Source organism: Cognatishimia activa (genome assembly GCF_026016445.1).
GTDB lineage: Bacteria > Pseudomonadota > Alphaproteobacteria > Rhodobacterales > Rhodobacteraceae > Cognatishimia > Cognatishimia activa_B.
In genome coordinates, this window is record NZ_CP096147.1 from 3,118,123 (window position 1) to 3,132,241 (window position 14,119).

Annotated in this window: 13 protein-coding genes; 9 read left to right on the plus strand and 4 right to left on the minus strand. The window is 54.5% G+C overall.

What is annotated here, in order from left to right:
• The first annotated feature begins 6 nt into the window (after positions 1-6).
• The 3 genes from M0D42_RS15595 (at position 7) to M0D42_RS15605 (ending at position 3,281) form a co-directional block, all read left to right on the plus strand.
• Positions 7-1,359, plus strand: coding sequence for a M16 family metallopeptidase (locus tag M0D42_RS15595; protein ID WP_265019517.1), 1,353 nt, complete (start codon positions 7-9; stop codon positions 1,357-1,359).
• Positions 1,356-2,651 carry a M16 family metallopeptidase gene (locus M0D42_RS15600; protein WP_265019518.1) on the plus strand — a complete coding sequence of 432 codons (1,296 nt, stop codon included), beginning with the start codon at positions 1,356-1,358 and terminating at the stop codon, positions 2,649-2,651. Before M0D42_RS15595 ends, M0D42_RS15600 begins: the two co-directional genes overlap by 4 nt.
• Positions 2,652-2,759: 108 nt before the next feature.
• Complete coding sequence (locus M0D42_RS15605) at positions 2,760-3,281, plus strand: GNAT family N-acetyltransferase (protein ID WP_265019519.1); 522 nt, start codon at positions 2,760-2,762, stop codon at positions 3,279-3,281.
• Between the two features lie 7 nt (positions 3,282-3,288).
• Here the strand turns inward: M0D42_RS15605 and M0D42_RS15610 are convergent, their stop codons facing one another.
• The 3 genes from M0D42_RS15610 to deoC are packed head-to-tail and all read right to left on the minus strand — an operon-like array spanning position 3,289 to position 7,310.
• On the minus strand, positions 3,289-3,969 hold the full coding sequence (locus M0D42_RS15610; protein WP_265019520.1) for an NAD(P)H-binding protein: 681 nt from the start codon (positions 3,967-3,969) through the stop codon (positions 3,289-3,291).
• On the minus strand, positions 3,966-6,311 hold the full coding sequence (locus M0D42_RS15615) for an aldehyde dehydrogenase family protein (RefSeq protein ID WP_265019521.1): 2,346 nt from the start codon (positions 6,309-6,311) through the stop codon (positions 3,966-3,968). The genes M0D42_RS15610 and M0D42_RS15615 overlap by 4 nt, the downstream gene beginning before the upstream one ends.
• A gap of 6 nt (positions 6,312-6,317) precedes the next feature.
• Positions 6,318-7,310: a deoxyribose-phosphate aldolase gene (gene deoC, locus M0D42_RS15620; protein ID WP_265019522.1), complete on the minus strand. Its 993-nt coding sequence runs from the start codon at positions 7,308-7,310 to the stop codon at positions 6,318-6,320.
• A gap of 184 nt (positions 7,311-7,494) precedes the next feature.
• Between deoC and M0D42_RS15625 the strand changes: the two genes are divergently transcribed.
• The 4 genes from M0D42_RS15625 to M0D42_RS15640 are packed head-to-tail and all read left to right on the plus strand — an operon-like array spanning position 7,495 to position 11,404.
• Positions 7,495-8,448, plus strand: coding sequence for a metal ABC transporter solute-binding protein, Zn/Mn family (locus tag M0D42_RS15625; protein WP_419195950.1), 954 nt, complete (start codon positions 7,495-7,497; stop codon positions 8,446-8,448).
• A gap of 22 nt (positions 8,449-8,470) precedes the next feature.
• Positions 8,471-9,274 (plus strand): metal ABC transporter ATP-binding protein, encoded by an 804-nt coding sequence (locus tag M0D42_RS15630; protein ID WP_265019523.1) that lies wholly within the window; start codon positions 8,471-8,473, stop codon positions 9,272-9,274.
• 1 nt (position 9,275) lies between these two features.
• Positions 9,276-10,481, plus strand: a complete 1,206-nt coding sequence (locus M0D42_RS15635) for a metal ABC transporter permease (protein WP_265019524.1) — start codon at positions 9,276-9,278, stop codon at positions 10,479-10,481.
• Positions 10,478-11,404 carry a metal ABC transporter permease gene (locus M0D42_RS15640; RefSeq protein WP_265019525.1) on the plus strand — a complete coding sequence of 309 codons (927 nt, stop codon included), beginning with the start codon at positions 10,478-10,480 and terminating at the stop codon, positions 11,402-11,404. The genes M0D42_RS15635 and M0D42_RS15640 overlap by 4 nt, the downstream gene beginning before the upstream one ends.
• Here M0D42_RS15640 and M0D42_RS15645 read toward each other — a convergent pair.
• Positions 11,401-11,868: an Lrp/AsnC family transcriptional regulator gene (locus M0D42_RS15645; RefSeq protein WP_265019526.1), complete on the minus strand. Its 468-nt coding sequence runs from the start codon at positions 11,866-11,868 to the stop codon at positions 11,401-11,403. The two genes, M0D42_RS15640 and M0D42_RS15645, sit on opposite strands and share 4 nt — an antisense overlap.
• 149 nt (positions 11,869-12,017) lie before the next feature.
• On the opposite strand from M0D42_RS15645, the gene M0D42_RS15650 reads away from it, so the two are divergent.
• On the plus strand, positions 12,018-12,452 hold the full coding sequence (locus M0D42_RS15650; RefSeq protein WP_265019527.1) for a universal stress protein: 435 nt from the start codon (positions 12,018-12,020) through the stop codon (positions 12,450-12,452).
• 23 nt (positions 12,453-12,475) lie between these two features.
• Positions 12,476-14,032, plus strand: coding sequence for an alanine/glycine:cation symporter family protein (locus tag M0D42_RS15655; protein WP_265019528.1), 1,557 nt, complete (start codon positions 12,476-12,478; stop codon positions 14,030-14,032).
• Positions 14,033-14,119: the final 87 nt, after the last annotated feature.

Sequence of the window (14,119 nt, forward strand, 5' to 3'; positions counted from 1 at the left end):
ACACTGATGCAGCGATTGCTGATGCTGGCGAGTGCCTTTGCACTCACCACTCTGCCCCTAAAGGCGCAGGAAATGGTGACGGATTTCATGCTGGACAACGGCATGCAGGTTGTCGTTGTCGAGGACCACAGAGCGCCCGTTGCAATGCATATGGTCTGGTATAAGGCCGGGTCTGCGGATGAGGATCCGGGCGTCTCCGGGATTGCGCATTTCCTTGAGCACCTGATGTTCAAAGGCACAGACACATTGGGTGTCGGCGAATTTTCCAAGATCGTGGCTGAGAATGGCGGGCGCGATAACGCCTTCACAAGCTACGACTACACGGCCTATCACCAGCGCGTTGCTGCAGACCGCTTAGAATTGATGATGCAGATGGAGAGCGACCGGATGGTCAATCTTCGTCTGACGGAAGAAGACATTCTCACCGAGCGCGATGTTATCATCGAAGAACGCAACCAGCGCACCGAGAATAGCGCAGGGGCGCTCTTCCGCGAGCAACGTCAGGCGGCGCAATATATCAACCATCGTTACGGTATCCCGATTATTGGTTGGCGCCATGAGATGGAAAAGCTCGACATGCAGGACGCGCTTGATTTCTATAAAAATTTCTATGCGCCTAATAATGCCATTTTGGTTGTGGCAGGTGACGTTGACCCGGATGAGGTAAAGAAACTCGCAGAGACCTATTACGGGGTCATTCCCGCAAATCCTGATCTGGTTGAGCGCGATAGACCGCAAGAACCGCCCCAGACCTCCGCTCGCCGCTTGACCTTTTTTGACGAGCGCGTTGCTCAGGAATATGTGACCCGCTCCTATCTCGCGCCAGAACGGGATGCTGGCGATCAGCAAGAAGCAGCCGCTCTGACCTTGCTTGCTCAGGTACTTGGAACGGGTCCGAACTCTGTTTTGGCCCAGAAGTTGCAATTCGGCACGCAGCAGGCCGTCTATGTGACATCCTTCTATGGCGGCATGTCGCTGGACGATACCACCTTCAACTTGGTGATCGTGCCGTCGCAGGGTGTGTCGCTTGAAGATGCCGAGGCGGCGCTGGATGCCACGGTTAAAGAGTTCATTGAAACTGGCGTTGATGCGGATCACTTGGCGCGCATTAAAATGCAGCTCCGTGCGGAGCAGATTTATGCCCGCGATTCCGCTGATAGCGTTGGCAACCGCTACGGTCGCGCTTTGACCACTGGATTGACTGTGGAAGATGTGCGTGCATGGCCTGAGATTTTGCAGGCGGTTACAGAAGAGGACATCATCGCGGCTGCGAAACGCGTTTTTGACATCGATAAATCAGTCACCGGTTGGCTGATGCGCCCTGTAGACGAGACTGAATCCAATGAGGTGAGCCAATGATCCGTACTATTCTGGCCGCCGTTATCGCAGTTGCTGCAATTCCCGCAAATGCAGAGGTTGATATTCAAGAAGTTATCAGCCCGAACGGAACCAAGGCTTGGCTTGTCGAGGAAAGCTCAATTCCTTTCGTGGCATTGAACGTCTGGTTCCAGGGTGGTGGCACATTGGATTTACCCGGCAAACGTGGTGCCACGAATCTGATGGTTGGCCTGCTTGAGGAAGGCACGGGCGACATGGACGCGCAAGACTTTGCGAGGGAAGCCGAGGAGTTGGCAGCTGAATTTGACTATGAAGCCTATGACGATGTTGTTGCCATCTCGGCCCGCTTTCTGACCGAGAATCGTGATGAGGCCGTGGCTCTGCTACGCAAATCCGTTGTGGAACCACGTTTTGATCAGGTGTCTGTGGATCGCGTCCGGGAACAAGTCTTGTCGATCATTCGGTCCGACGCAAAGGACCCGGATCGTATTGCCAGCCAAACGTTCGATGCCCTGGCCTTTGAAGGCCATCCCTATGCGACATCCTTGAATGGTACTGAAGACAGTGTTTCTGCCCTGACACGAGATGACATTGTAACAGCACATCAAAACGCGATGGCACTCGACAATGTGTACGTTTCTGCGGTCGGCGATATCACAGCTGAAGAACTCGGTCTGTTGTTGGACGACCTACTGGACGGATTGCCTGAAACATCCGCCGCGCTGCCAGGAGAGGCTGAATATCAGCTCGCTGGAGGCGAAACCGTTGTTAATTTTGCAACGCCACAATCGGTTGCGATCTTTGGGCACGAAGGCATTGAACGCGATGATCCTGATTTTTTTGCTGCCTATGTCCTGAACCAAATCCTTGGTGGCTCAGGCTTTGAAAGTCGATTGATGGAGGAAGTGCGCGAGAAGCGAGGTCTGACCTATGGTGTCAGTTCCTTCCTTATCTCTAAGGACCACGGCGAACTCTACCTTGGGCAGGTCGCTTCTGCGAATGACCGGATTGGTCAGGCAATCGAAGTGATCCGCAGTGAATGGCAGCGCATGGCAGAGCAGGGGCCATCCGCGGACGAACTTATGCGTGCGAAGACCTATCTGACGGGAGCTTACCCGCTGCGGTTTGACGGCAACGGTCCGATTGCTAACATCCTTGTTGGCATGCAGCTGGATAATCTACCTATCGACTACATTGCGACGCGGAATGACCGTGTGAATGCTGTTTCGATGGAAGATATCAAACGCGTGGCAAAACGGATTTTGCGCCCTGAGGATCTGCATTTTGTGATCGTTGGTCAGCCTGAAGGGTAATGCCAGAGAGCCGCTACGCTCGTTCAGACACCGCCTTTTCCGGTCAGGACAGCAGTATGTGCTAAACTTATGCCTACGATGAGTCTCGGTGCAAAATAGGGAGCCATCATGATTGCCGATTTTGAAACGGATCGCTTGCGGGTCCGAAACTGGCAAGACGTGTTGTCTTCCGGTGAAGCACCGCCTTGGCTTGAAAAAGGCTTGGGCAAGCTGCTTACGCCGAAAGTCTTGAAGCATTTGCCCCCGTCACTGCAGTTGTCAGGGGCGGATTCAGAACTCGCGGATTGGGTGTCGTTGCAGGCCGGTGCAGGCGATACATTTCTGGTGCAGGACCGCCATTCTGGCAGTCTGTTAGGACTGCTGATTTTAGCGGCCTTTGGAGAAAGCCCGTCTCCGGTTCAGCTACACATCGGCTACTTGCTGGCAGAAGAAGCTTGGGGCGCGGGTATCGCAACCGAGCTGGTAGTGGGCTTGGTCAAGCGGGTACCTTCCGGGCGCAACATCACCGTCATGGGTGGCGTAGGGCACGATAACCCGGGATCGGCTAAAGTTCTGCAGAAAGCAGGTTTTACAGTGAGTGACGAGTTGTCGACAGACGATACGCAGATGTTTGTTTTAACACTGCCATAATGCGAATTCAGCCGTCGGTTAAGTCCTGAAAGTCATCCCATTCCAGCACTTCTTCCGATGCGCCCGCGACTAAGCAATTTCGTGCAAAGGACTGCCCCAGGGTTTTGACGCGGATACCCCGATACCTACGCAACGGTCCGCTAAGCAATGGATTGAGGTGTGGCCAGACCTTCAGAACTATAGCTTGCCCGATACCATAACGGTTCGCAGGTGTGAGGATATTGGACGGGTGGAAGAGGCTGAGGCGTTTGAACCCCATTGATCGCAAAGCATTCTCTAGCTCGCCTTTGCTTCGCAAATAGAAAATACGCGACTTCGCGCTCACTCCGACAGAGGACAACAATTGAAAGTGCTGAGCGCCGGCGTCTTTGACGGCTTGACCGAATGCAATCACGGCATCCCGATCAATGCGCAGGAATTCGTCTTTGCTGACCGAGGAAACTCCACCCACGCCAAGCGTGCAGATTGCAACGTCATGGTTGGGAAGAAGGTGTCTGTACGAATCAGGATCAAGTGGATCAACGACGTGCTCGTCGAATTTTTCTGATTTAACCGCGGTGAAAGGACGGCGCGTGAGCACCGTCACTTTCTCAATCTCATCCATCACGGCCAACTCGCGCATGACTTCGGTACCAACCGCTCCGGTAGCACCAAGGATCACGACGTGTTTGCCGGATGCGTTTGTCATTCGCCGTAAGGGATCCAGATGTTTTTCACTTCTGTCGCGGCCTCAAGGAACTCCTTGCCTTCACCCGCGGCACCCATCCAGTCGCGCGATTGACCGTTGTTGACCCATGTGCGTTTCAGGTTGCCTGCGCTTGCACCCTCGATGGAGCCAGAAATGTCGCTGCTAGAGAAGCTCCAGACTGCGTCGACATTCAAGTGATCGGCGAGGGTTTTCGCGAGTTCTTCATGGCTACCAGAGAGAATGTTCACGACGCCCGCAGGGACGTCGGAAGTCTCCAGAACCTGATAGAAGTCGAGTGCCGCCAACGGGTATGCCTCGGACGCAGTCAGGACCACACGGTTGCCCATAGCAATCGCTGGGGCCATTGCGGAAACCAGACCCAAAAGAGGTGCGTCATCCGAGCATATTGCGCCAATGACACCGACTGGTTCTTTCATCGCCAAAGCAACACCTCGGATTGGCACACCATGCGCCTGCCCGTCGTATTTGTCCGCCCATGCCGCGTAGGTAAAGAGACGAGAAATCGCCGCTTGTACTTCTTTGTCGCCACCCTTTTTACCGGTCAGAGCATCAATGCGCGCTGCGAACTCATCGGCGCGGGCAGAGAGGTTTTCGGCAATGTAGTAAATGATCTGCGCTCGCAGATGTCCTGTGGTTTTGGACCATGCTTTCGCGCCGGCCGCTGCTTCGACCGCGTTACGGATGTCTTTGCGATTAGCAATCGGCGCTTGGCCCAGCAGCTTTCCATTCTTGGCATAGATATTCTGTGAATACCCACCATCAGGACGCGCCTGTTTGCCACCAATATAAAGCTTGGCAGTGCGATCCAGAGGATCGACTGGGCCGTCTTCACCCGTGAAAGCTTCGACTTTTGACAGTGCCTTGTTGTTCGCTTTCGGCTTGGTGTAAGCCGCCAAACCTTCCCAGCCACCTTCGCGTCCAAAGCCGCTTTCACGCACGCCGCCGAAACCGGCTGCCGCATCAAAGAGGTTGGTTGCATTGACCCAGACCACACCAGCGGTGAGTTTCGGTGCAATGTCGAGCGCGAGGTTCACGTTTTCCGTCCATAGCGTTGCCGCCAGACCGTATCGCGTGTTGTTCGCGATTTCGACGGCTTCACCCGGTGTACGGAAGGTCATGGCGCAGAGGACTGGGCCAAAGATTTCTTCCTGCATCAGCTTGGATGCTGTGGATAGACCGGTGATCAGCGTTGGTGGGTAGAAACAACCTTCGGCTGGCACCGCACTATTCGCGCGATAGATTTCGCCATCGTCATTGCTGTCGACCAGATCAGTGATGGTTTTCAACTGAACCGGATCGACCACCGCGCCGACGTCGATGCATTTGTCGAGTGGATTGCCGATACGCAGGCCATCCATACGAGCTTTCAGCTTGGTATAGAAACGATCCGCGATGCCTTCCTGAACCAAGAGGCGAGAGCCCGCGCAGCAGACTTGGCCTTGGTTAAACCAAATCGCATCGACGAGACCTTCGATTGCGCTGTCGATGTCGGCATCTTCAAAGACGATGTAAGGCGACTTACCACCCAATTCCAAAGTCAGCGCCTTGCCAGAACCGGCAGTTGCTTCGCGGATTCTACGGCCCACGGAAGTGGAACCAGTGAAGGCGATCTTATCGATGCCTTCGTGGTTCACGATCATCTCGCCCACTGCACCGTCGCCAGTCACGATGTTCACCACGCCTTTCGGCAGGCCCGCCTGACGGCAGATGTCGGCAAACAGAAGGGCAGTGAGGGAAGTGTACTCGGCTGGTTTCAATACAACGGTGTTGCCCATAGCAATCGCAGGCGCGATTTTCCAGGCCAGCATCAGAAGCGGGAAGTTCCAAGGGATGATCTGCCCGCAAACCCCCAGCGCTTCGCGATCAGGTAGCTCGCTGTCCATCAGCTGGGCCATGCCGGCGTGATAGTAGAAGTGACGGTGCACCAGCGGGATATCGATATCGCGGCTTTCGCGAATTGGCTTGCCGTTGTCTAGCGTCTCTAGCACCGCAAAAAGACGGCTGTGTTTTTGCACCAATCGCGCAATGGCATAGAGGTAACGCGCACGGTTATGGCCGGGTAGCGCCGCCCATTTCTTTTGCGCTGTGCGCGCCGCTTTCACTGCAGTGTCGACATCACCCTGAGATGCTTGCGAAAGCTGCGCCAGAACTTCGCCATTGGCTGGGTTCTTGCTGTCAAAGCCTTCCGCAGGTGCGGTGAACTTGCCGTTGATGAAGTGACCGAATGCCGAGCCTTGATCGACCAGCCACGCCAATGCGTCGGCGGCAGATTCAGGGGCAGGGCCATAGTCCATGGTTTCGAAGATTTCTTTGACGGTCATGATCTCTTATCCCATCGCGTGGCGGTAGCCCGCCGAGTATTTGCCGGTCACGTGGTGTTCTAACTGGCGTTCAATGTCGCCCAGAAGCGAAGAAGCGCCAAAGCGGAACAGATCTGGCTGCAGCCAACGATCACCGAGTTCGTCTTTAATCAGCGAAAGATACACGAGGGCATCTTTTGCTTTGGAAATACCACCCGCTGGTTTGTAGCCGACGCGGAAACCTGTGCGTTCGTAATATTCGCGGATCGCGCGGATCATCACTAACGACACGGGCAGAGTCGCGTTCACGCTTTCCTTGCCGGTGGAGGTTTTGATGAAGTCGGAGCCTGCCATCATACAAACAAGCGAGGCTTTATAGACATTACGCAGGGTGCCAAGCTCACCCGTTGCCAGGATCGCCTTCACGTGTGCATCTCCGCAGGCCTCGCGGAAGGCTTTCATTTCGTCATAGAGCGCCTGCCAATTGCCCTGCAGTACGTGGCGACGAGAGATTACAATGTCGATCTCAGCCGCGCCTGCCGCAACAGATTGACGGATTTCTTCTACGCGCAGGTGGAAGGGAGAGAGACCAGCCGGAAAACCCGTGGACACCGCGGCTACAGGAATGCCTGTACCTTCAGCGGCCGCCACTGCTGTTTCGATCATGTCGTGATAGACGCAGATGGCACCGGTGGTCAGGCCAGACATGCCCAGGGCTTGCAGCAACTCTTCACGCACGGGCTGTTTGGCTTTTGCACAAAGACGTTTCACGCGACCTTCGGTGTCATCCCCAGCAAGAGTTGTGAGGTCCATCAAAGAAATCGCCTTCAAAAGCCACGCGGCCTGGTGCTCTTTCTTCACAGAACGCCGTCCTGGAAGGGTCTTCGCGCGGCGCTCGATGGCCGAAGTATTGGCTTGCACGGCGCGAACCCAATCGAGGTCGAGCTCCATGCCGGGATTGCGCGGCTCAACAGCTTGCGGCAGCTGATGGGTCGCGTCTTGCTGAATGGTTGTTTGCATGACGGTCTCTAAGCTTAGATTGCGGCCAATTATTCATGCATGTTGCACCTTTTCAAGACGCATGAGCGGCGATTCAGGCAATTTTTTGTCCGATCGGTCAAATATTGTTGCGAATAATTCTCAATTGCGTTGACAAAGTTGCGAATAATTCTCATATTCAGTTGCAAGAAGAAGGAAGCCCGAAATGCGATTCTCTCGCCGAGTGTTTATGACTGTTGCCGCTGCCATACTTGCAGCACCTGTTTGTGCAGCTGAAAAGCTGAACGTCGTGGCCACTACCGGAATGATCGCGGATGCCGCGCGTCAGGTGGGGGGCGACCTTGTGGATGTACGCGGCCTGATGGGGCCGGGTGTTGATCCGCATGCTTACCGTCAAACCCGTACAGACATTGTTGCGATGACCCGTGCGGACTTGGTGCTGTGGCACGGTCTTTACCTGGAAGCGCAGATGGAAGATTTCTTCCATGACCTCGAAGGCAAGCGCCGCGTTGTAGCAGTGGCCGAAGGCCTGCCAAAAGATGCGTTGAAGGGGCACGACGATTACGCTGACAAATTTGATCCGCATGTGTGGATGGACCCGGCGCTGTGGTCTCAGGTTGTCACCGAAGTGCGCGACTCTCTGATTGAACTGCAGCCGGAGTCAAAAGCGGCCTTTGAGGCAAATGCAGCTGTGCACCTGGAAGAAATTGCAAAGCTGGCGACCTATTCTGACGAGGCGATGTCTACAGTGCCGAATGAAGCCCGTGTGCTGCTGACTGCGCATGATGCGTTTGGGTACTTTGGCACGGCTTATGGCTTTGAAGTTCTGGGTATCCAGGGCATCTCAACACAGTCCGAAGCAGGCCTGAACCGCATCAGCGAACTGGTGGACATGCTGGTAGAACGCAAGGTGTCAGCGATCTTCGTGGAAAGCTCTGTGTCTGACCGCAATATTCGCGCGCTGATCGAAGGTGCGGCCGCGAAGGGCCATGAGGTTAAAATCGGCGGCGAATTGTTCAGTGATGCCATGGGCGTCGATGGCACTTACGAAGGCACCTATGTCGGCATGATTGACCACAACATCACCGTGATTGCAGACGCGCTGGGCGGCGAAGTGCCGACCCGTGGAATGCAAGGTAAGCTGAGCGCCGGATCTTAAGGGCGGCCTGGGAGGAACGATCATGACATTGGCATTGGCGACAGAACAGGGTGTTTTGGCCACTGATCCAATTGCGGAAAGCCCCCTGGCGATCCGAGGCATGACTGTGTCCTACGGTGAAAAGCCTGCTGTATTCTCCGTCGATATGACCGTTGCCGAAGGCGCGATGACAGCCATCATCGGTCCCAACGGTGCGGGTAAGTCCACTCTGCTGAAGGCAGCGTTGGGTGTGATCAAGCCGCTTGCTGGTAAAGCCACGGTCTATGGTGCCTCTCTGAAGTCACAGCGCGCCTGGATTGCGTATGTGCCGCAACGGGCCAGCGTGGATTGGGATTTCCCAACCCGCGTTTTGGATGTTGTTATGATGGGTCTCTATCGAGAGCTTGGCCTGCTGCGTCGTATGAAAGCGCGCCATATCGCAAAGGCGACAGAATGCCTTGAACGCGTTGGTATGGCGGATTTCGCAGACCGTCAGATTGGCCAGCTCTCGGGTGGCCAACAGCAACGTGTATTTTTGGCCCGTGCCCTGGCGCAGGGAGCAGATCTCTATTTGCTTGATGAACCCTTTGCTGGTGTTGATGCTGCCACGGAAAAAGCGATTATCTCTGTTCTGAAGTCGCTCAAGAATGAAGGTAAAACCGTTGTGTCGGTGCACCATGATCTTGCGACAGTGACTGAGTATTTCGACAACGTCTTTTTGATCAACACACGCAAGGTCGCGGAAGGTCCGGTTGCTACGACCTTCACATCAGAAAATCTGAGCGCTGCTTATGGCGGGCGCCTCGCGATGGCGCAAATCGACCAGCTGGATCTCGCGGCGGGCTGACATGTGGCTTGAGGCCCTTACCTTACAGCTTGGATACAATGCTACTTTGGTGACACTGGGCGCGATGGCGCTTGGGATCGCTGCGGGTGTTACTGGGACTTTCCTGTTTCTCCGAAAACGCGCGCTTGTGAGTGACGCTATCAGTCATGCGACACTACCGGGCGTAGGCTTGGCCTTCATAATTATGGTCGCATTCGGCGGAGATGGGCGAAGCTTGCTAGGCCTATTGCTTGGATCAGCTGCTTCGGCTGGGTTGGGCCTTCTTTGTATCGGTTGGCTGACAAAATATACGCGACTGGCCGAGGACGCAGCGATTGGTGCGGTGTTGTCCGTCTTCTTTGGATTTGGCGTCGTGCTGCTGACCGTCATCCAGAACTTAAGTGCGGGGCGTCAGGCCGGGCTAGAGGGTTTTCTCCTTGGATCAACTGCGGGCATGTTGTGGAATGACGCCATCGTGATTGCCGTCGGTGGCCTGGTTACGCTTGGTCTTGTCGTGGCTTTGAGGCGTCCGATGACACTCGTAGCGTTTGATCCGGAATACGCTTCTGCCCGCGGTCTGAATGTCGATCGCATCGACCTCGCGATTATGGCCCTTGTGATGGCGGTGACAGTGGTCGGACTGAAGATCGTTGGCCTGATTTTAATCGTCGCAATGTTGATTATCCCACCCGTAACGGCGCGGTTCTGGAGCGATCGCACGGATCAAGTGGTGCTTCTGTCAGGGCTCTTAGGAGGGGCTGCAGCCTATATCGGGGCCGCTCTGTCAGCAGCGGCACCCGCTTTGCCAACGGGCCCCATTATCGTGCTGGTCAGCTTTGCATTCTTTGCTGCTTCGATGCTCTTTGCGCCGGGCCGCGGGGTGATGGCCGCTATATTGCGGCATCACCGGTTTCAAAGGCGCGTACATATGCGTCAGGGGTTGCTTGCACTGGCGCAGGGTCAGCCAATCTATGAAGGCTACACCCTGCGCCTTTTAAGGTCTTCGGGACTTGTGCAAGCCGATGGTGTGGCCACCGAGAACGGCAAAGCGCGTGCAGCGAAAGCCTTGCTTGATGAAAAGCGCTGGGAACTTGTGAGGGCAGACCAAGCCATGGAGGGGGCGGCAGCGCTTTACGACGGATTGCGCGAATTAGAGACTGTTTTGACCGCTGATCAGATTGATGAGATCGATAAAAAGCTCGGTGGCCCGGCGGAGGTTTCAGTATGAGCGGCGCTGAATTCGTCCCACTGAGTCTTACACCTCTTCTGATAGGTATATTCTCAGCCATAGCCTGTGCCTTGCCCGGTAACTTTCTGGTTCTACGTCGGCAGGCTCTGATCGGAGATGCCATTAGTCATGTGGTTCTACCGGGAATTGTGGTCGCTTTTTTGATGACAGGAGTAGTGAGCGCCTGGCCCATGATGATAGGTGCAGCTGTCGCCTCATTGGTCGCTGTTGCCCTGATCGAAGCCATCAGGCGGCTTGGAAAGATTGAGGCTGGTGCCGCCATGGGGGTAACCTTTACGGCCATGTTCGCGGGTGGGGTGCTTCTCCTAGAGCAGACCGACACATCCAGCGTTCATCTTGATGTCGAGCATGCTCTATTTGGGAATTTGGAAAGCCTGATCTGGTTGGATGCGACCGGCTGGTCTAGTGTTTTTGATCCGTCAGCTCTCGCCGCTCTTCCCGATGAATTGGGACGCATCTTCGTCACCCTGATCGGCGTTACGCTGTTTGTTTGGCTGTTCTGGAGACCACTGAAAATCTCTACGTTTGATCCGGGCTTTGCTGAGGCACTCGGCATGCCAACTGGGAAGATCGGCCTAGCGTTGGTTGTTGTGGCAGCAATTGCCGCGGTTGCCGCTTTTGATGCCGTTGGTTCGATTATCGTCATCGCCATGTTCATTTGCCCGCCAGCGGCGGCACGGATGATGACCAATCAACTTGAGCTGCAAATTATGTGGTCTGTCATCTTCGCAGCACTGAGTGCGGTCGTGGGATATGTTGCTGCTGGCTACGGGCCACTTTGGCTAGGAGCAACCCATGCGGTCAGCGCTGCCGGTATGATCGCCACCGTATCAGGAGTGATCTTGGCTATTGCCGCTATGTTTGGACCTTGCCGGAAGCGCAGCGGAGCGCCGATGGCCTAGCCGTCTAGGCCTTCCATATTGTATCCCCTGAATTCTTTGGCAGTGCGTATGCTAAGCATGGTCTTGGTGTGCAAAACGGATGGAATGGTCGCAAGGCGATCCATCAATACACTCTCATATCCGCTGGAGTTTGGTGCCGCGACGCGAATCAGATAATCGAACTCGCCTGTGATCACATGGCACTCAAGCACATCGTCGATCCGAGCGATGGCTTCTTCAAAAGCATCGAAATCTTCACGCCTATGGGACTTGAGTTTGACCTCGATAAACACTTGAATATGCAGGCCAACTGCCGCTCTGTTGACGTGTGCTGCATAGTGGGAAATTTTCCCATCTGTCTCGAGCAACTTAACCCGACGATGGCATGCAGAAAGCGACAAACCGACTTGATCCGACAGCTTTGCCATCGATATTTGACTGTCTTTTTGAAGGATGGATAAGATCTGGAGATCAATGCGGTCCATTGGAAATTTTCCCGTTTCCTCATCTAAAATCCACTCAATTTTCTAATTTTTTCGAAAATTATGCAAACTTAAAGATTTATTGCAGTTTCTTGACAGGTACACTGCCCCCGCGTCTACTTGACGCATAATAACGATAAAGAGGTGACACAATGTCAGACAAATTTGCCGTCGGGATCGATGGTAGCGATGCGTCCAAGCGTGCGCTTGATTTCGCAGTCGCACGCGCGAAAGCGCAAGGGGGAACAGTTTTGCTCGTTCATGTCCTGGAATGGTCTCCTTACTCATTCTTGACTCCATCAGAGCTGGAAGAGCGTCACAAGCGCCGTCAGGAAGAGCTGGATCGTGCTTCTGCATGGGTAGTGACACCACTTGTGGACGCGCTTAAGAAAGACGGCGTAGCCGTTGAAACCGTGATCAAGTACGGTCACATCGCCGACACGCTTGCGGAAGTTGCAGAAGCGAATGGTGCAACTCAGATAGTTATCGGACGCAACGGTCACAGCAGCATCGGCAGCCGTGTATTTGGTTCCGTTGCTGGCTCCTTGGTACAGACTTCTCCTGTACCGTGCACAATCGTGCCGTAAACAAACGAACAGGGACAAAAATCATGACATCCATGATGACGCGCGCAGCCATGGCTGTGACAGCGTTGATGTTGGCAGCTTTGCCAGCTTCTGCGCAATCCATTGACGAAAAAATCAACGAAGTCTTCGCGAACTCCACTGGCTGGTTCGTTGGCTTCATCTTCTCCCCATTCCCAGGCACATCCTTCCCGTGGATCGTGGCGTGGCTGGTGATCGCGGCAACAGTTTTTACACTATACTTTGCTTTCATTCAGCTAAAGGGTTTCGGCCACGCGATCTCGCTGGTCAAAGGTGACTATTCTGACCCGGACGATGCGGGTGAGGTTAGCCACTTCCAAGCGCTGGCGACGGCGCTGTCCGGGACCGTTGGTCTTGGTAACATCGCAGGTGTGGCCGTTGCCGTTGGCATCGGTGGTCCAGGCGCAACCTTCTGGATGATCCTTGCAGGTCTGATGGGCATGGCATCCAAGTTCACCGAATGTACACTTGGTGTGAAATATCGGAACGAGTACCCAGACGGCACTGTTTCTGGTGGTCCAATGTATTACATCACCAAAGGATTCGCAGAGCGCGGCATCCCAGGTGGCAAGATCCTTGCGGTTCTGTTCTCCATCTTCTGTATCCTTGGCGCATTTGGTGGTGGCAACATGTTCCAAGCCAACCAAGCGCACGCACAGATCACCAACGTTGTTGGCGATTACCCAGGTGTGATCACAGGTATCGTGTTCGCGGCAGTTGTGTTTGCTGTGATTGTTGGTGGCCTGAAATCCATCGCACGTGTGACTGAAAAAGTCGTTCCGTTCATGGGTGTGATGTATGTTCTGACAGCTTTGGTCATTCTTGCGATCAACTTTGACAAAATTGGTTGGGCGTTCGGTCAGATCTTTGAAGGTGCCTTCACTGGTCTTGGTGTTGCAGGTGGTATGGTTGGCGCGCTTATTCAGGGCTTCAAACGTGCGGCGTTCTCAAACGAAGCGGGCGTTGGTTCTGCGGCGATCGCACACTCTGCGGTACGGACCAAAGAGCCAATCACCGAGGGCTACGTTTCCCTTCTGGAACCGTTCATCGATACCGTTGTGATCTGTACAATGACTGCTCTGGTGATCATCATCACCGGCCAGCTGCTGATCGATCCAGCAACGGGCAATTACATGCTGAACGAAGCAGGTTCTGCGATCGCAACAGTTGACGGCAACGGTGGTGTTGCTCTGACATCTGCAGCCTTCTCTTCTGCGGTACCGTTCTTCAAGTACATCCTGGCTCTGGCCGTGATCCTGTTTGCTTTCTCCACAATGATTTCCTGGTCCTACTACGGCCTGAAAGCATGGACATTCCTGTTTGGCGAAAGCAACGGTTCCCAGCTGTTCTTCAAAGTGCTGTTCTGCATCTTTGTAGTCATCGGCGCATCCGCATCTCTGGGTCCGGTAATCGACTTCTCCGACGCAGCGATCTTTGCAATGGCGGTTGTGAACGTGATTGGTCTCTACTTCCTGATGCCAATCGTGAAACGCGAACTCGAAGGCTACCTTGGTCGCCTGAAGTCTGGCGAGATCAAGAAATTCAGCACACCTGCTGAATAAGCTGCTTGCACTTGATCAGAGGAGGGTCGGGGATTTCCCCGGCCCTTTTTTCTTGTTTTGTTCTTTCTGCTTTGCGGTGGCAGAATC